Here is a 21,909-nt window from a genome sequence, read left to right on the forward strand (position 1 = left end):
CGGGAGCCCGGACGGTATTAACATGCGCGTGCATGCTCCCCTCCGTTTGGGCTTCTCCTCGCGTTCTCCTCGAAAAGCCGGCCGCTCTTGCCATTGGCACCATGAACTTCGGCAAGCGCACCCCCGCTGAAGAAGCGGAGCGCATCGTTCTGCGGGCCATCGAGCGCGGCCACACGTACTTCGACACGGCCAACGTTTACGAATCGGGCGAGTCCGAGCGCATCCTGGGCAGGGCGCTGGGGCACCGGCGGCCCGCCTGTTTGATCGCGTCAAAGGTCGGCCTGAATCGGCGCGATGGCAAGGTCGAAGGGCTCAAACGCGAGATCGTGGTGCAGTCGTGCGACGAGAGCCTGGACCGCCTGGGCACCGACTACATCGACGTGTACTACCTGCACGCGCCCGATCCGAAGACCCCCATCGAGTCGACCCTCGAGGGCATCCAGGAGCTCCTGGAGTCCAACAAAATCCGGCATTTCGGGATATCGAACTTCGCCTCGTGGCAAATCTTGGAGACGCGGCAGGCGTGCGATCACCTGGGCATTCCGCACCCGGTCATGTCGCAGCAGATTTACAATCTGCTCATCCGTCAGCTCGACATCGAGTACTTCAAATACGCCAAGCGCTACCCGCTCCACACCACCGTGTACAACGCGCTGGCGGGCGGGCTCCTGGCGCGCGAGCACAAGAAGGACGAGGTCACCGCCGGCTCGCGCTTCGATAAGAACACCATGTACCAGCGCCGCTACTGGTCCGACGCCATGTTTGCTTATGTCCGCGATCTTCGAAAGATCGCGGAGGAAGAAGGCCAGACCCTGGCCGCCTTCGCCTATTCATGGCTTGCCTACCGGCCGGGTGTCGATTCCATCCTGCTTGGCCCGGCCTCGGTGGAGCAGCTCGACTTTGCCATCGACGCGGTGGAGCGCGCGCCATCCCGGGAGGCTTGCGAGAAGGTGGACGCGCTTCACCAGGCGTTCACCGGCACCGATGCCACCTATGCTCGTTAACGCGCTCGTTAACGCGCTCGGCAACGTGCCCGAAGCGCTCGGTCGAGAAACGCTCGCTGCCGCGGTCGCACACTTTCACGAGCATGGGTACGCCAGCTTGGGCCGCATCGCCGACGAGGACACCGTGCGCGCCCTCGCCCGGCGCGCCGATGCGCTCATGTTGGGGGAGGTTCAGATCCCGGGGCTCTTCTTTCAGCTCGATTCGGCCACGGGAAATTACGACGATCTCACCTTCGGCCTCGGCTACCAGGGGCCGAGCCTCGAGTACCGCAAGCTGGAGAAGCTGGAGCTCGATCCGCTGTACCGCGCGTGGATCGAGAACCCCGTCTTCGAGCAAGTCGTGCGCGCCATCGTGGGGGACGACGTCGTCCTCTACCGCGCCATCCTCATGAACAAGAGCGCCAGCGGGGGCACGCCGCTCCCATGGCATCAAGACGGCGGCCGTTTCTGGGGCCTCGATCGCGAGCCGACCTTGCAAATCTGGACCGCGCTCGACGACGCGCCGATCGCATCGGGGTGCGTGGAGGTGCTGCCCGGAAGCCACCATGCGGGCTTGGTCACACCGCTGGGGGGCTTGGTGCAGCAGCCCTTCGTCGATGCACGCGGCGCCGATCGCGCGGCGGTGCCGCTGCCTGCGCGCGCGGGCGACGTGATCTTGCTGCACAATCACCTTTGGCATCGCTCGGGGCGCAACACCACGGGCAAGCCCCGGCGCGCGTTCAGCGTTTGCTACATGGACGCCGCCACCCGCTGCCTCCGAAAGAAGCGCGCCCCCCGCACCTTCACGCGCGTCTTCGCGTCATCCTCCTGAGCGCCGCCCGCCGCGCGGTGCGCCTTCGCAGAGGGGCGGCTGCCGCGCGCGGTGCGACTTCGGGCGGCTGCCGTGCGCGGTGCGACTTTTAGCGGCTGCTGTGCGCGGTGCGACTTCGGGCGGCTGCCGTGCGCGGTGCGACTTCGGGCGGCTGCCGTGCGCGGTGCGACTTCGGGCGGCTGCCGTGCGCGGTGCGACTTCGGGCGGCTGCCGTGCGCGGTGCGACTTCGGGCGGCTGCCGCGCGCGGTGCGACTTCGGGCGGCTGCCGCGCGCGGTGCGACTTCGGGCGGCTGCTGCGTGCGGTGCGACTTCGGGCGGCTGCCGTGCGCGGTGCGACTTCGGGCGGCTGCCGTGCGCGGTGCGACTTCGGGCGGCTGCCGTGCGCGGTGCGACTTTTAGCGGCTGCTGTGCGCGGTGCGAATTCGAAGATGGCCGTCTCGCGCGGCGAGCCGCGAGGGGGCGGCTCGCCGCGGGCGGCTTTGGGAGCGGGTCAGGGGATGTTGATCCCCGCACCCAGGCCAAAGCCGATGGTGTTCGTCCAGCTGCCGCCCTTGTCCGGCTCGTGGTTGATGCTGTTCGCGTAGAGCTGCGCCTTCAAGTCCACGAAGCCTGCGACCGTGTAGCCGCCCCCGAACCCGAGGCGGATGTCGCCTTTGTCTTCGTCGCCCACCACCAGCGGGTTGTGGCTGAAACGAACGCCGACGAGCGGACCGAAGAAGATGTCGCCCGACTGGAACCAGAGGTGGGCGGGGATGTCCACCGCGTAGATGGTCTTCTCGGCGAACTGAAACGGGATGTAGATGCCGGTGTCGATGCGCGCCAAGTTGGGAATGCGGACGCGCACGGGAACGCCGGGCACCCACGAGAAGTACGAGTCGTTGACCTCGAGCTTCTGCGTCGTCCCCGGTGTGGGCCCCGGCACGGTGGTCGACGTGTCGCTCGCGAGCGGGAGCACGAAGCGCGTATCGAGGCCGATGGCGACCATCTCGAGATCGAGCAACGTCCCGCGCAGGAACACCTCGGGGTTGGCAAAGGTGTCGGGCCCTTGGCCGACGGTCTGCTTGTCGAACAGACGACCGAACGCATCGGCACCGGACGCCTTGCCCCCATCTCCAAAGCGCGCGCCGGTGCGAACACCGACCTCACCCAAGATGGGAAGGCCCACAGCCGCCTCGAGGTTCGATCCCGAGCCCAGGCTGTGGTTGTAGGTACCATCCGAGTTGACGCCGTCCCGGTACTGAGCGAAGCCAAGGCCCACGTCGGCCGAGAGATGAAGCGGTGGAAGGGTCAGCGGCCGAGCAATCCAAGGATCCGCCGCGTAGGCGCTCTTCGCACATAGCGCGAGCGAGACAATCGATCCAAGCAGCGATCCCCCGATGATGTGTCGTCGGTTCATGCCGGCGACTTAAACAGGTTCGTCCGGAAGCCGGCAAGGATTTGGACGCGGACCAGAGCGCCGGTCTGCCGCGGCGCGTCCCGTGCGCTCGGGCTCGGCTTCGCCGGGTGGTCTCTTTCGCCTTCTCAGGCAAAATGACCAGGGGTTTCCGGGGGTTAACCCCCAGCTGGCCATGTAGACGACTGCTTTGGTCGTGTAGGTCGAATTGGGATACCGGTTTAGCCGAATCGCATTGAGCCAATTCTTTTTTCGCTTTTGTTTCAGGCTTCGTTTGACGCAAGGCGCCAACAGAGGTAACAATTCATTTGTGACGTTTAGCATCGTCCCCGCAGTCGGTTTGGAGACGCCTCGATTGGCGCCCGCTGCGGAGTGCTCTGAAGTTTCACAGGCGGGTTCGATGGCCGCTGCCGTCACCGTCGCGTTCACCTTCGCCTCTGTCGTTTTGGCCGTGTTGGCTGTGTCGGCCGGCTCGGGCGCGCTTGCGCTCGTAGGCCTCGTACTTCTTCCCGTGCTCCTTATTGGTGCCCTTCGGCTCATTACCATCGGGTGCGGGCCGCCGACATGAGGAGAGAGACTCCTGATTCGGCCCCCGCACCCAGAGAAGGTCGCGGGGGTTTTTTTTTGCTTGGTTTCGGTTCGAACGGTGGAGGCAAGAGGGGCATGCAAAGCAATACGTCGAAGAAAGGAGCCGCGCGTGCCCCCGCGCGGGCCACGGGGAAGGGGGCCCATTCCACGGTCGAAGACCCCGCCGCCGTCATGGCGTTTGCGCGCCTCGATGTCCCTTCGCAGATGCTTCGCGGTGGACCCATCGCGCCAGGCTGTTTCGAGGGTCGCGATGTCACCATTGGCGATGCGTTCGAGGCCGTGCGGTCCCATGCTGCCGGTCGTATGAGCCGCGCGCCATTCAAGATGTTGGAGGACAATGCCTGTCCGGGTGCGGGCGCGTGCGGAGCGCTCGTTCTCGATTGGATCCAAAAAGATCGTCGCCCGAGCGAGCATCTCGCCGGGCACGCGTTCGAAAATGCGTTAGCCTCCGTAGCTGCGACCGTCGGCTCCATTTATGGCGTGCTCCACCTGCTCGCCAATGCCCACGAGGCGGGGGTCGATGCGACGATCGATGACTTCGATCCCATTTGGGCACGCACACCGGTGCTCACCGATTTGAAACCCGGCGGGCGCTCCACGGCAGTCGATATGTACCGTGCAGGCGGAGTACGCCTTTTGACCGACGGACGCTCCCGCGGCGCCGCATTCGACATCGCCCCGCGCCGCATCGATGCCGACGCCGATCGGGCCGCACGCGCCAATCGGGCCGCGCGCGCCAAGGCCGAGGGCCTGCCGCGCCGTCAGGAGCGCGCTCGGCGCCGCGTGATTGCCAAATACGCCGCATTGATTTCCTCGGCCGCAGAAGGCGCCATCGCGCGTCCTTCCCCGCGGCCGAATCCAAATGAAAAATTCGAAGCTACCCACACGACGCACACGACCGACACGACGCAAATAAGCCAGACGCGAACGAAGCAAGCGGAGGAGTCATGACCGAGCCAGATAAGAAGAGCGGGGCCCAAGCTCACGAAAAGACACGCATCGCCGTTCTTGGGTACGGAACGGATGCGCGCGATCGAGCTGTCCGGCTCCGCCAAGCGGGGATCGACGTATCGGTGAGCATGCGACCCGGTGGCCTCAGCTGGGTACGTGCCAACGCCGACAAGTTCGCCCCCGCGCGCGCCGACGAGGCCGTGGCATCGGCGCAAGTGGTCGTCTTGCTCGTTCCCGACGAGGAACAACCGTCGGTCTACTGGCGCAGCATCGCGCCCCATATCTCACCAGGGACCTTGTTGGTGGTCGAGCGCGGACACGCGCTTCACGTCGGCGCCATCGACCCTCGTCGTGATGTCGACATCGTGCTGGTCACCGCGGCACCCAGCGGCGATCGGGTGGGCTGCCGCGTCGCCGTTTATCACGACGCCACCGGCAAGGCGCTCGAGCGTGCGATTGCCTACGCGCGCGCCGCCTTCGAGGAGGCGGCGACCAGCTTGGGCACGACCACGGTCACCGAGGAGTTCGAGGCCGATCTGGTCGCCCGCGAGACGCGCGCCGGCGGGCACGATGCGCTGATCGCCGAGCTCGATCAAATCCTGGTGCGCGGCACCCACGAGCCCGACGAAGCGAAGCTCGGGTACTACGAGCGCCTGCGCACCGCGGTCTCGGCCCGCCGCCCGGCCGACTCCACGCCATCGTCGGGTTCTCCCGGCTCCTCGCGCGGCGGTCCGCTCTCCTCGTCGAATGTCAACGACCCCAGCTCGGGCACGACCAAGGTCGTCGCGGCGGCCGCCTCGGCCAGCGATCTCGCGGCCCGCTACTGGACCCATATGCGAGGCGTGGCATGAGCGCGGACAACCGACGAACCGGCGCGCAGATCCTCTGGGAGGCGCTGGTGCGCGAAGGGGTGAAGGTCGTCTTCGGCTACCCCGGCGGCGCCATCATGCCGGCCTACGACGCGCTCCTTCAGTACCCCATCCATCACGTGCTGGTGCGCCACGAGCAGGGCGCCGCGCACATGGCCGATGGGTACGCGCGGGCCTCGGGCGAGGTCGGCGTGGCCGTCGCCACCTCGGGCCCGGGCGCCACCAACTTGGTGACCGGCATCGCCACCGCGTTCCTCGACTCGGTCCCCATGGTCTGCATCACGGGGCAGGTGAACTCGAAGCTCATTGGAAGCGACGCCTTCCAGGAGACCGACATCACCGGCGTGACCCTTCCAATCACGAAGCACAATTACGTCGTCAGCGACGTCGACAAGATCGCGTCGACCATCCGCGAGGCGTTCTACATCGCGCGCTCGGGCCGCCCGGGCCCCGTGTTGGTCGACATCACCAAGGACGCGCAGCAGGCCACCACCGTCCCCGTGTGGAGCGCGGATCCGGTGCGCCTTCCCGGCTATCGCCCCGATCACCGCGCGAGCGAAGAGGATCTCGATCGCGCGGTCGACATGATCGGATCCGCGCGCCGCCCGCTCATCCTGGCGGGGCACGGCATCGTGCGCGCGGAGGCGACGGGGCTCTTGCTCGAGCTGGTGGAGCGCACGGGCATTCCGGTCGCGTCGACCTTGCTCGGCCTCGGCGGGTTTCCGGCCACGCACCCCCAGAGCCTCGGCATGATGGGGATGCACGGCGAAGCGTGGGTCAACCAAGCCATCCAAGAGGCGGACCTCTTGCTCGCGCTCGGCATGCGCTTCGACGACCGCGTCACGGGAAATTTGAAGACGTACGCGGTTCACGCAAAGAAGATTCACTTCGAGCTGGATCCGGCGGAGATCAATAAAAACGTCCGCGTCGATCTCCGACTGGTCGGCGACGTGAAGGACACGCTTCGGGCGCTCTTGCCGCGGCTCAAGCCCCGCGACTGCAAACCGTGGATGGATCGGATCGGATCGCTCAAGGGCGATTCGGCGGTGCGCGACATTCAAAAGCTGCCGCACAACGGGAGGCTGTTCGCCGCGCACGTCCTCCACGATCTCTGGCGCATCACAGAAGGTAAGGCCTTGGTGGTCACCGACGTGGGGCAGCACCAAATGTGGGAAGCGCAGTATTACAAGCACGACCACCCGCGAAAGCTCGTCACCTCCGGCGGTCTGGGCACCATGGGCTTCGCGCTCCCGGCCGCCATCGGCGCCCGCTTCGCGCGCAAGGACGACGAGATCTGGGTGGTGGCCGGCGACGGCGGCTTCCAGATGACCGCCGCCGAGCTCTCCACGGCCGCGCAGGAGGGGATCAAGATCAACATCGCCATCATCAACAATGGCTATTTGGGAATGGTCCGGCAGTGGCAGCAGTTCTTTTACGAGGGCCGCTACTCCGCCACACCTTTGGTCAGCCCCGATTTCGTGAAGCTCGCCGAAGCGCACGGCCATACGGGATTGCGGGTCACCAAGCGCGAAGAGGTCGAAGAGGCGGTGGCGATCGCTCGGCGGACGCCGGGCACGGTCATCATCGATTTCCGAGTCGAGAAAGAGGACAGCGTCTACCCCATGGTCGCGGCGGGCGCCGATCTCCACGACATGATTCGCAGGCCCAATCCCATCGAGGAGACGGCCGATGACGAGTGAGAGGGTGCTCCTGCCGTGCACGTTCCCGAATTTTGGCGAGGGCGGGGAGCTCGGGAACGCGGGACGGGCACGTGTACGGGAACGGGTGAGATTTCTGGGGTGAGGTTCGGGGCGTGAGGTTCACGGAGAGAGGACGGAAAGAGTCATGGCAAAGCCAAGTTTGCGAACGTTCATTGCGTATGTGGAAGACTTGCCGGGTGTCTTGAATCGTGTGACGTCGCTCTTCCGGCGGCGGGGGTACAACATCGAGTCCCTCACGGTCGGACGGACGCAGCGTGAGCACGTATCGCGCATGACCATCGTCATGGAGGCCGACGATGATGCCGCGCACCGCATCGAGGCCAACCTTTACAAGCTGGTCAATGTCCTCCGCGTGGAGGACACGACCCACCAAGCGACCGTCAGCCGCGAGCTCGCCATGATCAAGGTGCACGCCGGCAAGGACACGCGCCCGCACATCATGCAGGTGTGCGAAGTGTTCCGCGCGCGCGTGATCGACGTCGGCGTCTCCGCCCTCATCTGTGAGATCACGGGCACCGGCGACAAGATCGACGGCCTCGTCGAAGTGCTTCGCCCCTTTGGCATTCTCGAAATGGTAAGAACGGGAGCCGTCGCCATGTTGCGCGGCGCCGACGCGCTCGAAGCTTTGGACGCAGACCCTTCGGGCGTGCACGAGCTCCCGCGCGACGCGGCGTGAGCGCTGCTGCCGAGACATGCCTGTCGAGACGTAGTCCGCGGTACTGCAAGAAGATGAGCGGCTTTCGCTAGTGAACGGAGAAAAGAGAAAATGGCCAAGATTTATTACGATAAGGATGCAGACCTCGGGCTTATCAAGAAGAAGAAGGTCGCCATCATCGGCTACGGGTCGCAGGGGCACGCGCACGCGCTGAACCTGAAAGACAGCGGGGTCGATGTGCGGATCGGTCTGCACGCCTCGAGCAAGAGCATCTCCAAAGCGAAGGCCGCCGGACTCGAGGTTTTGCCCGTCGCCGAGGCCGCCGCCTGGGCCGACGTGATCATGGTGCTGGTCCCCGATACGTCGCAAGCGAAGATTTACAACGAGGCGATCGCGCCGAACCTGTCCGCGGGCAAGACATTGATGTTCGCGCACGGCTTCAACATTCGCTTCAAGACGATCGAGCCGCGGCCCGACGTCGACGTCAGCATGGTGGCGCCCAAGGGCCCCGGCCACCGCGTTCGCGAGACGTTCGAGGCCAACGGCGGCGTGCCGGCGCTGATCGCGATTCACCAGGACGCGACGGGCAAGGCGCGCGACGTGGCGCTCTCGTACGCGGCCGGCATCGGGGCCTCGCGCGCGGGCGTCCTCGAGACCACCTTCGCCGAGGAGACGGAGACCGATTTGTTCGGCGAGCAAGCGGTGCTCTGTGGCGGCGCGAGCGAGCTCGTGAAGGCCGGCTTCCAGACGTTGGTGGACGCCGGGTACCAGCCCGAGATTGCCTACTTCGAGTGCCTCCACGAGCTCAAGTTGATCGTCGACCTCATGTACCGGGGCGGCCTCAATTACATGCGATACTCGATCAGCGACACCGCCGAATATGGCGATTACGTGTCGGGCCCGCGCGTGGTGAACTCCGAGACGCGCGAGACGATGAAGAAGATCCTGGAAGACATCCGCAACGGAACCTTCGCCAAAAAGTGGATCGAAGAGAACGCGACCGGCCGAAAGTGGTTCGAGGCCGAGCGTGAGAAGGAGCGCGATCAGAAGCTCGAAAAGGTGGGCGCCGAGCTGCGCTCCATGATGCCGTTTTTGGACCCGGTAACGATTAAACCTGGCGATTGACAGGACCGACAAAGGACAGGGCGATGGGAAACTACGTACGCATTTTCGATACGACGCTGCGGGATGGGGAACAGTCGCCGGGCGCGACCATGACATCGAGCGAAAAGCTCGAGATCGCGAAGGCACTTTCCCGTCTCGGCGTCGATGTGATCGAGGCCGGGTTTCCCGCTGCATCGCCCGACGACCTTGCGGCCGTACGCGCGATCGCCGAGCACGTGGGGCGTGAACCGATCGAGGGGCGGCCATCGTCCGAGCCGCCCACCATCGTCGGCCTCGCCCGCGCCACCAAGGGCGACATCGACGCCGCGTGGGAGGGGATCCGCCCTGCCAAGCACCCGTGCTTGCACACGTTCCTCTCCACGTCCGATCTGCACATGAAGCACAAGCTCCGCATGTCGCGGGAGCAGGTGCTGGCCCGCATCGCGGAGATGGTCGCGTACGCCAAGACGCTCTGCCCCGCCATCGAGTTCAGCCCCGAGGACGCAGGCCGCAGCGAGCCGGAGTTCTTGTACCAAGTGCTCGATACGGCCATTCGCGCGGGCGCCACCACCTTGAATATCCCCGACACGGTCGGGTACACCACGCCGGACGAGTTCGGCTCCCTCATCGCCGGCATCTTCGCCAATGTGCCCGGCATCGACGACGTGATCGTCTCCGTCCACTGCCACAACGACTTGGGCCTGGCGACGGCCAATACCCTGGCGGGTATCCGCGCGGGCGCGCGGCAGGCGGAGGTGACCATCAACGGCATCGGCGAGCGTGCAGGCAATACCTCGCTGGAAGAAGTGGTGATGGCGCTTCATACGCGGGCGCCGAAGTTCGGTCTGACCACCGGCATCGACACCACGCAGCTGGCGCGCGTGAGCCGCATGGTGAGCACCGCCACCGGCATCGTCGTGCAGCCGAACAAGGCCGTGGTCGGCGCCAACGCCTTTGCGCACGAGTCGGGCATCCACCAGGACGGCATGCTCAAGCACGAGGCGACATACGAGATCATGCGCCCCGAGACGGTGGGCGTGACGCAAACGAATTTGGTCCTGGGCAAGCACTCGGGGCGCGCGGCGCTCTCGGCGCGCCTCGTGTCCATGGGGTACTCGTTCGACGGGCCCGCGCTCGACCGCGTGTTCGCCCGCTTCAAGGCGCTGGCCGATCGGCGCAAGCAAGTGCACGACGCCGATCTCGAGGCGCTCGTCCACGACGAGGCGGCGCCCGACGTGGAGGCGTTCACCTTGGAGGGGCTCCTCGTGGGGTGCGGCACCATGGGGATGCCGACCGCCACCGTGCGCCTGCGTTGCCCGGACGGGAAGGTGAGGGTGCACGCGGCCGTGGGGACCGGCCCCGTCGACGCCGCCTACAAAGCCGTCGACGCCATCGTGCAAACCCGCGCCACCTTGCTGGAGTTCACGGTGCGCTCGGTCACCGAGGGCATCGACGCGCTCGGTGAGGTGGCGGTGCGCATCCGCGAGCTGCACGGGCACGAAGGCGTGCGGGCTCAGCACGACGGACCTCAAGCGCGCGTTTTTCACGGCAATGGCGCCGATACCGACATCATCGTGGCCAGCGTTAAGGCATATCTTCGTGCGCAGAACCGGTTGATGGCCGCCACCGGCGGCGTGTGGGATGCGCCCGTCTCGCGTCGCGATGGGGTGGTGCCCATGGAGGTCATCGACCTGCAGCTGGTGAATGGCGCCGAACCCTCCCGAGCATCCTGACTCTTCCTGGTCCTGCGAAGCACCTGACAGAAACGAAAATCCATGCCGCAAACGCTCTTCGAGAAGATCTGGAATGGGCATGTGGTGGCCGAGGCCGAAGGCCGCCCTGCGCTCATCTACATCGATTTGCACTTGATTCACGAGGTCACCTCCCCGCAGGCCTTTTCGGGTCTGCGGGCGCGGGGCCTCAAGGTCCGCCGCCCCGATCGCACGGTGGCGACCATGGATCATTCCACGCCAACCCTTCCGCGCGCCCTCGCGGTGGTGGACGAGCAAGCCGAGGCGCAGCTGCGCACCCTCGAGGTCAACTGCGCGGAGTTCGGGATCGCGCTGCACGGCCTGGATTCGTCCAAGCAGGGCATCGTGCACGTCATCGGACCCGAGCTGGGGGTGACGCAGCCCGGGCGCACCATCGTCTGCGGCGATAGCCACACCTCCACCCACGGCGCCTTTGGCGCGCTGGCCTTTGGCATCGGCACCAGCGAGGTGGAGCATGTGCTGGCCACGCAGTGTCTCCTTCAGCGCAAGCCCAAGACCCTGGAGGTGCGCGTCACCGGAAATCCGGGGCCGGGCACGTCGGCCAAGGACATCATCCTGGCGCTCATCGCCAAGATCGGTGTGGGCGGCGCGACGGGCCATGTGATCGAGTACACGGGCGACGCGATTCGCGCGCTCGACATGGAGGGGCGGATGACCGTCTGCAACATGTCGATCGAGGCGGGCGCCCGCGCGGGCATGATCGCGCCCGACGAGGTCACCTTTGCGTACTTGAAGGGCCGTGAGCACGCGCCATCCGGCGCCGCATGGGATGCGGCGGTCGCGCGCTGGCGCGAGCTGCACACGGACGAGGGCGCGGTGTTCGATCGCCAGGTGACCATCGACGCCTCGTCGCTCGAGCCGATGATCACGTACGGCACCAACCCAGGCATGGGCATCCCCATCACCGGCAAGGTGCCATCGCCCGACGAGGCGGCCGACGCCACGCAGCGCGCGGCGCTGGAGAAGGCGCTTCGCTACATGGATATCGCGCCGGGTGCGCCGCTGCTCGGAAAGAAGATCAACACGGTGTTCGTGGGCTCGTGCACCAACTCGCGCCTCGGCGATCTGCGCGCCGCGGCACAGGTCATGCGCGGGCGGCACGTGGCGGAGGGCGTGCGCGCGCTCATCGTGCCGGGCTCGAAGGCCATCAAGCGCGAGGCGGAGGCCGAAGGGCTCGACCGCATCTTCACCGAGGCCGGCGCCGAGTGGCGCGAGGCGGGGTGCTCGATGTGCATCGCCATGAACGGCGATCAGCTGGCGCGGGGCGAGTACGCGGTGAGCACCAGCAACCGCAACTTCGAAGGGCGCCAGGGGCCCGGCTCGCGCACGTTCTTGGCGTCGCCGCTCACGGCGGCGGCGGCGGCGGTCACCGGGTGCATCACCGATGTGCGCACGTTGCTCGGGGGAGGTGCATCGTGAGCGGCTTCGTCACGCTCTCCGCGCGGGCGGTGCGGCTCTTGGTCGACGACATCGACACGGACCAGATCATCCCCGCCCGCTTCCTCAAGGTGACGGACAAAAAGGGCCTCGGCGAAAAGCTGTTCGCCGACTGGCGCACGCGGCCCGACTTTCCGTTGAACCACCCCGACGCCAAAGGGTCGGAGATCCTCCTGGCCGGCATCAACTTCGGCTGCGGCTCCTCGCGCGAGCACGCGCCGTGGGCGCTCTGCGACTGGGGGATCCGCGCGGTCATCGCGCGCTCGTTCGCCGACATCTTCCGGCAGAACGCGCTCAAGAACGGGCTGCTCCCGGTGGCGCTCGACGAGGCCTCGCACGCGCAGGTGGTCGCGCTCACGGCCGCCGATCCCAAGGCCCAGCTCCGCATCGATCTGCCGAACCAGCGGGTCGAGCTTCCGGACGGCAGTGCGTTCGCGTTCCCCATCGACCCGTTCTCCAAGCACTGCCTCGAGAATGGCCTCGACGAATTGGGGTATATCCTCTCGCTTTCCGATCGGATTACCGCTTATGAAGCGGAGAAGACATTCTGAAGACCGAGGGCGCTCGCTCGCGGCGCCCGTTTCCTGAGCTCGGCGCGCCGCCCGCGGCGCCCGACTTTCAACGAGGAGCTCCCGCGTGACGACGAAAACGATCGTTCTTTTGCCCGGCGATGGCGTCGGGCCCGAGGTGGTGCGCGAGGCCCGCGGTGCGCTCGAGCGCGTGGCGGAGCTGTTTGGTCATTCGTTCGCGTTCAGCGAGCACGCCATCGGCGGCATCGCCATCGACGAGCACGACGATCCGCTCCCCCAGGCGACGCTCGACGCGTGCTCCAAGGCCGACGCGGTGCTCCTCGGGGCGGTGGGCGGCCCCAAGTGGGACGATCCCAAGCGCAAGGTGCGCCCCGAGCAAGGCTTGCTCGGCCTGCGCCGCGGCCTGGGCCTCTTCGCCAACCTGCGCCCGGTGCGCGTTCATCCGAAGCTCGCCGCGGCCTCGCCCCTGAAGACGGACAAGGTGGAGGGGGTCGACATTCTGTTCGTGCGCGAGCTCACCGGAGGCCTCTACTTCGGCCAGCCGCGGCTGCGCGAGAAGCTGGAGAGCGGCAAGGTGCGCGCGGTCGACACCCTCGAGTACACGGACGAAGAGGTCCGCCGCGTCGTTCACCTGGCCTTCCGCTTGGCGGAGCCGCGCAAGAAGCGCGTGACCTCGGTCGACAAGGCCAATGTGCTCGAGTCCTCGCGTCTCTGGCGCGAGGTGGCCACCGAGGTGGGCGCGGAGTTCAAACACGTTGCGCTCGAGCATCAGCTGGTCGACTCGTGCGCCATGCGCCTCATTACGGCGGCGCGCTCGTTCGACGTGGTGGTGACCGAGAACATGTTCGGCGACATCCTCACGGACGAAGCCGCCGTGCTCGCAGGCTCGCTTGGCTTGCTCCCCAGCGCATCGTTGGGCGAGGGGACCCGCGGCGTCTACGAGCCCATCCACGGCTCGGCGCCCGACATCGCGGGCAAGGACATCGCCAATCCCACGGGCACCATCCTGAGCGCGGCCATGCTGCTCCGTCACTCGCTCGGCCTCACGCGCGAGGCGGAGGCGGTCGAGCGCGCCGTGGACGAGGTTCTGTCCTCGGGCGCCCGCACCGCCGACATCCCCGGCGCGGGCGACGCGCTCTCCACGCGCGCCTTTGGCGAACGGGTGCGCGCCGCGATCCGGGCCTGATCGGCTCGTCGATTACCCGCACTTGCCGATGCGCGCGAGGGTGACACCCGCTCTCGCGCGCTCGCAGTCATTTCCGTAGGTCTTCCCGTCGCAGCCGCAAACGGGAGCGCTTTGTTTGGTGCAGGCGTCTGGCTTGGCCCGGCAAATACCGGGCGTGCTGCGCGCGGAGCAGGTGCCTGCGGGGATCTCGCAGAACTCATTGGGGTTGCTGCATGGCGTCTGCTGCGCGCCGCCGCATCCGCGCGGTGCATCGGCGGCGAGCGGCACGGCGCCCGGTGCGTCCTCGGAGGCCCATGCGGTACAGGCCATCGCCAGAATGGCTGCCGACAACAGTGTGCGACCCTTCATGTCTACCCTCCATTGGGATTAGGCTTCAGCCTACGTTGGATTCGTACTTCGTTTGTTTCCTACGAATCACCGTCGATCGTCAACCCGTGGGAACGGCCGCGATCCCTCGACGATACCTCATGCGGCTTTACGTGCCCGACGAGGACGGCCCCAAAAAGAGCCGGTAAACGGGGTTGTAGGTCTCGTGCCAGCGGCGGTAGCCGATGTCGTCGAGCAAATGGTGCAATTGCGATTCGCTCTCCGGAGGCACCTGAAATCCGACCAGAGCGCGTCCGTAGTCGGCGCCGTGGTTGCGATAGTGGAATAGGCTGATGTTCCAATCGCCGCGCAGCCGCTCGAGAAAATTCAAGAGCGCGCCGGGGCGCTCCGGGAATTCGAAGCGAAAGAGCTTCTCGTGGTTGGCCGGCGCGTGCCCTCCCACCAAATGCCGAAGGTGCAATTTGGCGAGCTCGTTGCCGCTCAAATCGAGGGCGGGGAGGCCCGCGTCCTCCAACGTCGCGAGCAGCAGATCGACCTCGCTCGCGCTCTGCACCTCCAGCCCCACGAAGACGTGCGCCTTCTTGGGATCCGCATAGCGGTAATTGAACTCGGTGACCGAGCGCCGCCCGATGAGCGCGCAGAACTCGCGAAAGCTGCCCGGCCGCTCGGGGATGGTCACCGCCAGCAGCGCCTCCCGCTTTTCGCCCAGGGCGGCCCGCTCGGCCACGTGGCGCAGGCGGTCGAAGTTCATATTGGCGCCCGAGGCGATGGCCACCAAGGTGCGCCCGTAGTTGCCCTCGCGCTCGGCCCACTGCTTCAAGCCGGCCACGGCCAGCGCGCCGGCCGGCTCCAGGATGGATCGCGTGTCCTCGAAGACGTCTTGAATGGCCGCGCAGATGGCGTCGCCATCGACCCGGAGCACTTCGTCCACGTATTTTCGGCACAGGTCGAAGGTGGCCTCGCCGACGCGTTTGACGGCGACGCCATCGGCAAAGAGCCCCACCTCCTCGAGGGTGACCCGCGTGCCTGCTTGGAGCGAGCGGTACATGGCATCGGCGTCGACCGGCTCCACGCCGATGACCTTCACCTCGGGCTTGAGCCACTTGATGTACGCGGCGATGCCGGCGATGAGCCCTCCGCCGCCGACCGGCACGAACACCGCGTGCAGATCGCGCGGCCGCTGGCGAAGCAGCTCCATGCCGATGGTGCCCTGGCCGGCGATCACATCGGGATCGTCGTAGGCGTGCACGAAGGTCGCGCCGTGCTCGCGCGCGAGGGCGAGCGCCCGCTCGTACGCTTCGCCGTACGAATCGCCGAAGAGCTCCACCTTGGCGCCGCGATCGGCCACCGCCCGCACCTTGATCTCCGGCGTGGTGGCCGGCATGACGATGCTGGCCCGGCATCCGAGCCTCTGCGCGGCCAGCGCCACCCCTTGCGCATGATTTCCGGCCGAGGCCGCGACCACCCCGCGATCGAGCTCCGCCCGATCGAGCCGGGCCATCTTCGTATAAGCCCCGCGCAGCTTGAAGGAGAACACCGGCTGCAAATCTTCGCGCTTGAGGAGGACCTGGTGCCCAAGGCGCCGCGAGAGGTTGGGCGCCGGATCGAGCGCGCTCTCGATCGCCACGTCGTAGACGGGGGCGGTGAGGATCGATTCCATCAGGGCGCGGGAGTCGTTCGGTCGGGTCATGTCATGGTCTCCGGAAGACCACGAACCTCCTTTTTTGGCCCGGGAACGAAGAAGCCCCGCAGCCTCTGGGAGGTGCGGGGCCGTATGATTCGTGGACTCTGGGAGTCTACGCCCGCACCTTGCCTCCAATAATAATCATCATTGAAGAAGAGGTGGGGCCGCTGCGCATTACCCAATTACCCTGAACTGTCTGGCGCATGGTGTCAAGCTCTCGCGCCGCCGCCCAAACACGCGATGCACCTTTCCCCTCGGGGGAAGGAGAGGCGGAGGGGGACCGCACCCCCTCCGTATCTCGAACCGCGGCGCTCAACGACCCGCGCGAACATCGACCAAGCGCGGCGGTACATTGGCTGCGCCCGTGCCCCACGTGGTCGCGTTTGGATCGTTGGTGAGCGCGAAGCGCACGGTGCGGGCGTGGAGCAGATCCTCGTGTGCGATCCAGCTCTTGCTCCAGGGGCGCCCGCCGATCCGCACGTTCGAGACGTATTGAAGGCTCGAGGCGCTCGCGTTCTTGGCCTCGATGCGCACGGTGCAACCCCCCTCGGGGCGGAGCTCCACCACCTCGAACATGGGCGCGCTCAGCACATACGCCCCGGAGCCCGGGGCGACCTCGAAGAAGCCGGCCATGCCGAACACCAGCCACGACGAGATGGTCCCGAGATCGTCGTTGCCCGGCATGCCGTATGGACCGTCGACGAACAAGGTGCGTGCAGCCCGGAGCACCGCCGAGGTCTTCCAAGGCGCCGCCGTCCACGCGTACATCCAGGGGGCGTGCAGATCGGGCTCGTTGTTGGGGTTGAAGGCGAAGTTGTTGTGGTACTCGTACGCGCCGCGCACCCACGAGTCCTTCGCCGCCTTGGCCGGATCCACGAGAAGGGTCGGCAGATCGAAGAACGTATCCAGCCGCTTTTGCGCGAGCTCGGCGCCGCCGATGCGCTCGAAGAGGGCCGGTGTGTCCTGCTGCGCGAGCCATTGGTACTGCCAGGCCGTACCCTCGTGGAAGCCGGTGGCCTTGGTGGGATTGTACGGCGCGGGGTCGACATACGATCCATCGGGCCGGCGCGTGCGCGGAAAGCCGGCGAAGCCCTTGGACTCCGCGGCCGGATCCCACTGCTGCTCGAAGTTGCGGCAGCGCGCTTCGAGCACCTTCGCCTTGTCGTCTTCTCCGAGCCCGCGCGCCATCAGCGCCAGCGAACAGTCGGCGAGGGCGTACTCCAAGGTCGCCGAGCCGGCCTGCCTCCGATCGCCGTAGGTGTAGCCCGGCGCGTTTTCGTAGCCGATGTAGCCATGGGCTCCATAGCTCGCGTTGCCATCGCGCCCGCGGAAAATCGAGGTGTCGCTCGGAACCTCGGTGGCATTTCGCCAGAGGGCCGCGAAGAGCTTCTTGGCCGTGTCGCGGTCGAGGATGCCGCGCCGGTAGAGCGTGACCACCCAAGGCGTGACCGGATCGCCGCTCATCACATTGGTCTCGCCGTTGCCGAGCGCCCAGCGCGGCACCCACCCGCCATCTTCGGCGATGCGGAGCACCGAGCGCGCCATATCGGCGGCGCGCTCCGGGTGCAGCAGCGCGACCAGCTGGTTCTGGGAGCGGTACGTATCCCAGAGGGAGAACATTTGATAATAGGGGTGCGATCCGCGGCGCACGGTATCGCGGAAATCGCGGTATTTTCCGTCGACGTCCGAGCCGATGCTCGGGTGCAAAAGCGAACGATAGAGCGCGCTGTAATAGGTGCGCTGATCGGCATACGTTCCGCCGGCGACCCGCATGCGCTGGAGCTCATCGCGCCAGACATCGTGCGCGCGCGCTCGGACCGACTCCAAGCTTTGGCCGGCGCTCTCCTTGGTGCGATTGCGCCGGGCGCCCTCCACCGAGGTATAGGAGAGGCCCACGGTCACCCCCACGTTTCGACCGCCTGCGGGGTCGAAGGTGAGCCATGCGCCCGCGCGTCCCGAGGCGCGCTTGGCTTGCCGCTCGTTCGGGCGCATTGTTCCACCGACCCAGGTGCCGAACGAGCTGGCCGCGCGATCGAATTTGGCGCTGAAGAAGATGCGGTAGCGCTCTTTCACGGTCTCCCAGCAGAAGTTGCCGCCGAGCAGCCAGCCCTCGACGGTGTCGTCGCCCACCACCTCGACCTGGCCGTCGAACACATAGCCGTTGCTCTCGCCGACCTCGACGAGCACGTTCTGCGCGGCCGCATCGGCGGGGAACGTGTAGCGATGCCACCCGGTGCGTTCGGTGGCACCGAGCGCCACATCGATGTTCGTGCTGTCGAGGTGCACGTCGTAGGCGCCGGGCGAGGCGCTCTCCTTGGTGTGCACGAAGCTCGCGCCGTACGCGGCCGGATCCGAGGAGCTCACCTGGCCGGTGGTGGGCATGAACCGGAAGTTCCCCATCGTTTGACAGCCGACGCCCGATAAATGCGTTTGGCTGAAGCCGAGGATCTTCGTGTCCTTGTAGTCGTACGAGGCATACCGATTGAGGCCCGTGTCGGGGCTGAGTTGCACCATGCCGAAGGGCATCGCCGCGCCGGGAAATGTCGTTCCGTCGCCGTTGTTGCCAATCGATGTGTTCACCAGCGCGGTGGGATCCTCCGCAAATGCGGGAAATGCAGGGAATGCGCCGGGGTCGCGCGCCTCACGGGGCGCACCCGCAAAGGGGTGCGTATCGGATGAGACCGAGGGGTCGATAAGGTCGTCGGCCCCGTTGCACATGCTCGCCGCACATCCAAGTATGGCGATGATGCCGATTTGGCGATTCATGCGGCGACTTCACGCGAGCGTGCGCATGCCGTCAACCCATTCCGATCCGACAGGCTGCACGAATGCGCAACATCGTGGGAAACCCGTATTAGGGCCCGTAGGGATTCGGCGGCGGCTTATCGGGGATGATGCGCGCAGGTGACTCCGCCGTAGCAGGCGAAGGCGGTGGTGGGGTCGTTCGCGGGCGGGCCCCGGTGCTCGCGCGCGATGGCTTTGCGCTCGCCGCCGGTGCGGCTGGCGTGCTCGACGCAGCCGGCGTCCCCGCTCCACGTGCGTGCTCCACGTGCGCGGGATCCGTTCGCGCAGGCTCGGTGCGCGCGTGCTCTGTGCGTGAAGGCTCTGTGCGCGAAGGCTCCATGCGCGAAGGCTCCGGCGGAGAGGCGGCCGGCGCGACGATGCCCGCGCCCACCGCCGGCTCCCACGTCTCCGCCGCGTGCGCGCCCACAGGTGCAAGCGGTGCGAGCGGCGCGCCGGGCGCTGCCGATGTGACGAGGGGCGCGGGCGCCATTTTGTCCGGTGCGGGCGCCGACAAATTCGTACGCGGAGGGGGCGGCGGCGGCGCAGGCGACGAGTGCACGGCCGACCGATGGGCCAGAAGGGCGCCGGTGGAGACGGCGGCAATGATGATGAGAAGCGAAAGGGGAATGGTGGCACTCAGCTTGGTGCGCGACGCCAGCACCGCGCTTTGCGTCATGCTCTGCGCGGGCGCCGATTGCGTAAACGATGGGACGTCGAGGCTCGGATGCACCTGCGACACGGGCGCCGTGGCGTCCGCGCCCCGCGCGCTGAACCGCTGGCGCCGTTCGTTGAGCTCCGCACCAAAAACGCCTTCGACGAGCGCCGCGACCTCGATGTGCGAGCCCACCAGGTTTCCCTCGCGCGCGTGCGCCTCCAGCTCGTACGCGAACTCGCCCACGCTCGAATAGCGATGATCGGGATGGCGCGCCAGCGCGCGCAAGATCGTCGAGTCGAGCACCTCGAGGTGCGGAAAGTACGCCGAGGGGTAGGGGATGTTCTGCGCGGCCACCCGCTTGAGGGTCTCCAGCTCGGTCGGGCCCTTGAACAAGCGCTCCCCGGTGACCATCTCCCAGGTCACCACCCCCAGCGAAAACAGATCGCTCCGCGCATCGACATAGTGCCGCTCGACGTATTCGGGGGCCATGTACGCGAGCTTGCCTTTGAGCACCCCGGTGGCCGTCTGCTCCACGCTGCGCTCCAAGGTCTTCGCCACGCCGAAGTCGGCGATGCGCGCGACCCCGTCGCGCCCGATGAGCACATTGCTCGGCGAGACGTCGCGATGAACCAGGTAGAGCGGCCGGCCCGACTCGTCGAAGGTGCGGTGCGCGGCGTCGAGCCCGGAGGCGGCGTCGAGCAAGATGCGCAGCATCTCGCGCGGGAAGCGGGCGGTGTCGAGCCGGCGCATCAGATCGGAGAGCGTGCAGCCCTCGACGTAATCGAGCACCAAAACGACATCTCCCCCGTCGTCGTGAATGTCGATGACGCCAACGACATTGGGGTGATGAATGCGCGCGGCCAGCCTTGCCTCGCGCTTCAATCCTTCGATGAGCTCGGGATCCGAGCGCACGTGCTCGTGGGCTCGTTTGAGCGCGACCAGCTGCGAGAGCCCCGTGTCGCCCAGCGCGCGGCCCACGAACACGGTGGCCATCCCGCCGGTCCCCAACCGGGCGAGCGTTTCGTAGCGCCCCACCCGCCCGTAGTCGCCGCCGCCCACGTGGACTCCACCGCTTGCAGTCGCTGCAGGGGTTGAGCCGGTCGCGGTCGCGAACGGAGAAGGCGGGGAGGAGCGATCATTCATCGAAAACGTCCGACGAGCAGCACCGAGCCAGGACCGACGGCGACGGAAAGAGGAGAGGACGTCTGCTTCGCCGCGGTGCTCTTTTGAGAATGACCAAAATCGGTGAGGGCCGCCACTACGATGGTCGTCGCCGCCAACGCACCGGTGATTCCCCACACGATGCGCGCACGTGTCTGCGCGGACTGCCCATCGTCTGCCGTCTGTTGGGAAGGGTTCGATACGAAGTCGTCATGACGCGACTTGGTCATGATCGTGAATACCGTGGCCGTGCCTGCCGCGACCGCAGTGGCTCCGAGCGCAGTCCAAAAGTACACCGGTGCAATACCCTTCGAGTGGTATTCCGGTAGGATTTCAGCGGGAGGCTGGACGACCGTCGGGGCCGTTTTCGGCGCCTCCGCGGCCTCGTTCTTGGTAGCCGGCGGCGCCAACTCGGCAGCCGATGCCGTCACATCGAAGGTCGCGCCGCCCGTCACCGTGACCTCGCGAAGAACGGGCGCGCGCTCGCTGCTGGTCGCGTCCGTCGCACGAATGTGCGCGGTATGTTTCCCAGGGGTCACCCATGCACCGCGACCGTGCTCCAGCTCGCCCTCGCGATTGTCGATGGTGGCGCGGCAGTGCACCTCGGACGGGCACACCAGCCGAATTTTTCCGGCGGAGCTCGCGAAGCGTTTGCGAAGGCGCTGGGCGAGCTCGGCCAACGTCCCATCCACGGCGCGGGCCTCGGCGCGCTCGACCAAGGCCATGGCGAGCAGCGGATCGGAGCCGGCGAGCGACGAGGCCATGGCAAGCTGCAGCGCGCGCGAATTGGGAATGCGCTCATCGGCGCGCGCGAAGTGCTTGGCAGCGGTAGCGTAGTCCTTTCGCTCGTAGGCGGCGGCGCCGAGGTCGTAATCGGCGCGCGCTTGCTTGGAAATATCGTCCGCGCGCGCCAGCGGTGACGCGAACAGCACGGTCGCCACAATCCCTGCGGCGACGATGGCGGAAACGGGACGGGGCAGAACCCTCGCGCGCGACTCGGGCAGGCTCACGAGCCTGGATTTTACACGGAGCCGCATGGTTGTCGTCGGCGCGGTGAAGTTCCCGTAACTGGTGAACATTTTAGCCGGAGTGAAAAGCTCATGCCTGCAAATGGCCGAGAAAACCGACAATTGTTGACACCGCTCACAATAGCTGACCCCGTCGGGCTAACTGAATGGTAGGGTCGGCTCTTTCAGGCTCAACCTTTATTTGCAGCGCGACCCGCAAGCGCGCTCGCAAGTCTTCACTCGGTTCCCGGGTCGGTTCGCGCGGCCCA

General features: G+C 66.7%; 17 protein-coding genes. 11 read left to right on the plus strand and 6 right to left on the minus strand.

Annotated elements, in window-relative coordinates; all coding sequences use genetic code 11:
* The first annotated feature begins 32 nt into the window (after positions 1-32).
* Together LZC94_16465 and LZC94_16470 are read left to right on the plus strand one after the other, a co-directional pair.
* Complete coding sequence (locus LZC94_16465) at positions 33-1,004, plus strand: aldo/keto reductase (protein WXB18818.1); 972 nt, start codon at positions 33-35, stop codon at positions 1,002-1,004.
* Entirely contained in the window at positions 994-1,815 is an 822-nt protein-coding gene (locus LZC94_16470; protein WXB18819.1) for a phytanoyl-CoA dioxygenase family protein, read from the plus strand. The genes LZC94_16465 and LZC94_16470 overlap by 11 nt, the downstream gene beginning before the upstream one ends.
* 491 nt (positions 1,816-2,306) lie before the next feature.
* On the opposite strand, the gene LZC94_16475 is transcribed toward LZC94_16470, so the two are convergent.
* Positions 2,307-3,212: a hypothetical protein gene (locus tag LZC94_16475; GenBank protein WXB18820.1), complete on the minus strand. Its 906-nt coding sequence runs from the start codon at positions 3,210-3,212 to the stop codon at positions 2,307-2,309.
* A 660-nt stretch (positions 3,213-3,872) separates the two neighbouring features.
* Between LZC94_16475 and LZC94_16480 the strand changes: the two genes are divergently transcribed.
* The 9 genes from LZC94_16480 (at position 3,873) to leuB (ending at position 14,022) form a co-directional block, all read left to right on the plus strand.
* On the plus strand, positions 3,873-4,748 hold the full coding sequence (locus tag LZC94_16480; GenBank protein WXB18821.1) for a dihydroxy-acid dehydratase: 876 nt from the start codon (positions 3,873-3,875) through the stop codon (positions 4,746-4,748).
* Positions 4,745-5,599: a hypothetical protein gene (locus tag LZC94_16485; protein ID WXB18822.1), complete on the plus strand. Its 855-nt coding sequence runs from the start codon at positions 4,745-4,747 to the stop codon at positions 5,597-5,599. The genes LZC94_16480 and LZC94_16485 overlap by 4 nt, the downstream gene beginning before the upstream one ends.
* Positions 5,596-7,317 carry a biosynthetic-type acetolactate synthase large subunit gene (ilvB, locus tag LZC94_16490; GenBank protein ID WXB18823.1) on the plus strand — a complete coding sequence of 574 codons (1,722 nt, stop codon included), beginning with the start codon at positions 5,596-5,598 and terminating at the stop codon, positions 7,315-7,317. Before LZC94_16485 ends, ilvB begins: the two co-directional genes overlap by 4 nt.
* Before the next feature lie 145 nt (positions 7,318-7,462).
* On the plus strand, positions 7,463-8,014 hold the full coding sequence (gene ilvN, locus LZC94_16495; protein ID WXB18824.1) for an acetolactate synthase small subunit: 552 nt from the start codon (positions 7,463-7,465) through the stop codon (positions 8,012-8,014).
* Positions 8,015-8,104: 90 nt separating this feature from the next.
* Complete coding sequence (ilvC, locus tag LZC94_16500; protein WXB18825.1) at positions 8,105-9,118, plus strand: ketol-acid reductoisomerase; 1,014 nt, start codon at positions 8,105-8,107, stop codon at positions 9,116-9,118.
* A gap of 23 nt (positions 9,119-9,141) precedes the next feature.
* The gene (locus tag LZC94_16505; GenBank protein WXB18826.1) at positions 9,142-10,830 is read left to right on the plus strand and encodes a 2-isopropylmalate synthase; all 1,689 of its coding nucleotides are present in this window, start codon (positions 9,142-9,144) and stop codon (positions 10,828-10,830) included.
* A gap of 42 nt (positions 10,831-10,872) precedes the next feature.
* Positions 10,873-12,288, plus strand: a complete 1,416-nt coding sequence (gene leuC / locus LZC94_16510) for a 3-isopropylmalate dehydratase large subunit (protein WXB18827.1) — start codon at positions 10,873-10,875, stop codon at positions 12,286-12,288.
* Positions 12,285-12,857, plus strand: a complete 573-nt coding sequence (leuD, locus tag LZC94_16515) for a 3-isopropylmalate dehydratase small subunit (GenBank protein WXB18828.1) — start codon at positions 12,285-12,287, stop codon at positions 12,855-12,857. Before leuC ends, leuD begins: the two co-directional genes overlap by 4 nt.
* 85 nt (positions 12,858-12,942) lie before the next feature.
* On the plus strand, positions 12,943-14,022 hold the full coding sequence (gene leuB, locus LZC94_16520) for a 3-isopropylmalate dehydrogenase (GenBank protein ID WXB18829.1): 1,080 nt from the start codon (positions 12,943-12,945) through the stop codon (positions 14,020-14,022).
* Positions 14,023-14,034: 12 nt separating this feature from the next.
* Here leuB and LZC94_16525 read toward each other — a convergent pair whose 3' ends face one another.
* From LZC94_16525 to LZC94_16545, 5 genes are all read right to left on the minus strand, one after another.
* Positions 14,035-14,370, minus strand: a complete 336-nt coding sequence (locus LZC94_16525) for a Kazal-type serine protease inhibitor family protein (GenBank protein WXB18830.1) — start codon at positions 14,368-14,370, stop codon at positions 14,035-14,037.
* A 127-nt stretch (positions 14,371-14,497) separates the two neighbouring features.
* Positions 14,498-16,039 (minus strand): threonine ammonia-lyase, biosynthetic, encoded by a 1,542-nt coding sequence (gene ilvA / locus LZC94_16530; GenBank protein ID WXB18831.1) that lies wholly within the window; start codon positions 16,037-16,039, stop codon positions 14,498-14,500.
* 306 nt (positions 16,040-16,345) lie between these two features.
* A complete protein-coding gene (locus tag LZC94_16535) occupies positions 16,346-18,799 on the minus strand; it encodes a GH92 family glycosyl hydrolase (GenBank protein WXB18832.1) in 2,454 nt (817 codons plus the stop codon).
* 88 nt (positions 18,800-18,887) lie between these two features.
* A complete protein-coding gene (locus LZC94_16540; GenBank protein ID WXB18833.1) occupies positions 18,888-20,615 on the minus strand; it encodes a protein kinase in 1,728 nt (575 codons plus the stop codon).
* On the minus strand, positions 20,612-21,643 hold the full coding sequence (locus tag LZC94_16545) for an outer membrane protein assembly factor BamD (GenBank protein ID WXB18834.1): 1,032 nt from the start codon (positions 21,641-21,643) through the stop codon (positions 20,612-20,614). Before LZC94_16545 ends, LZC94_16540 begins: the two co-directional genes overlap by 4 nt.
* Positions 21,644-21,909 lie beyond the last annotated feature (266 nt).

The organism is Sorangiineae bacterium MSr11954, assembly GCA_037157815.1.
Classification (GTDB): Bacteria; Myxococcota_A; Polyangia; order Polyangiales; family Polyangiaceae; genus Pendulispora; species Pendulispora albinea.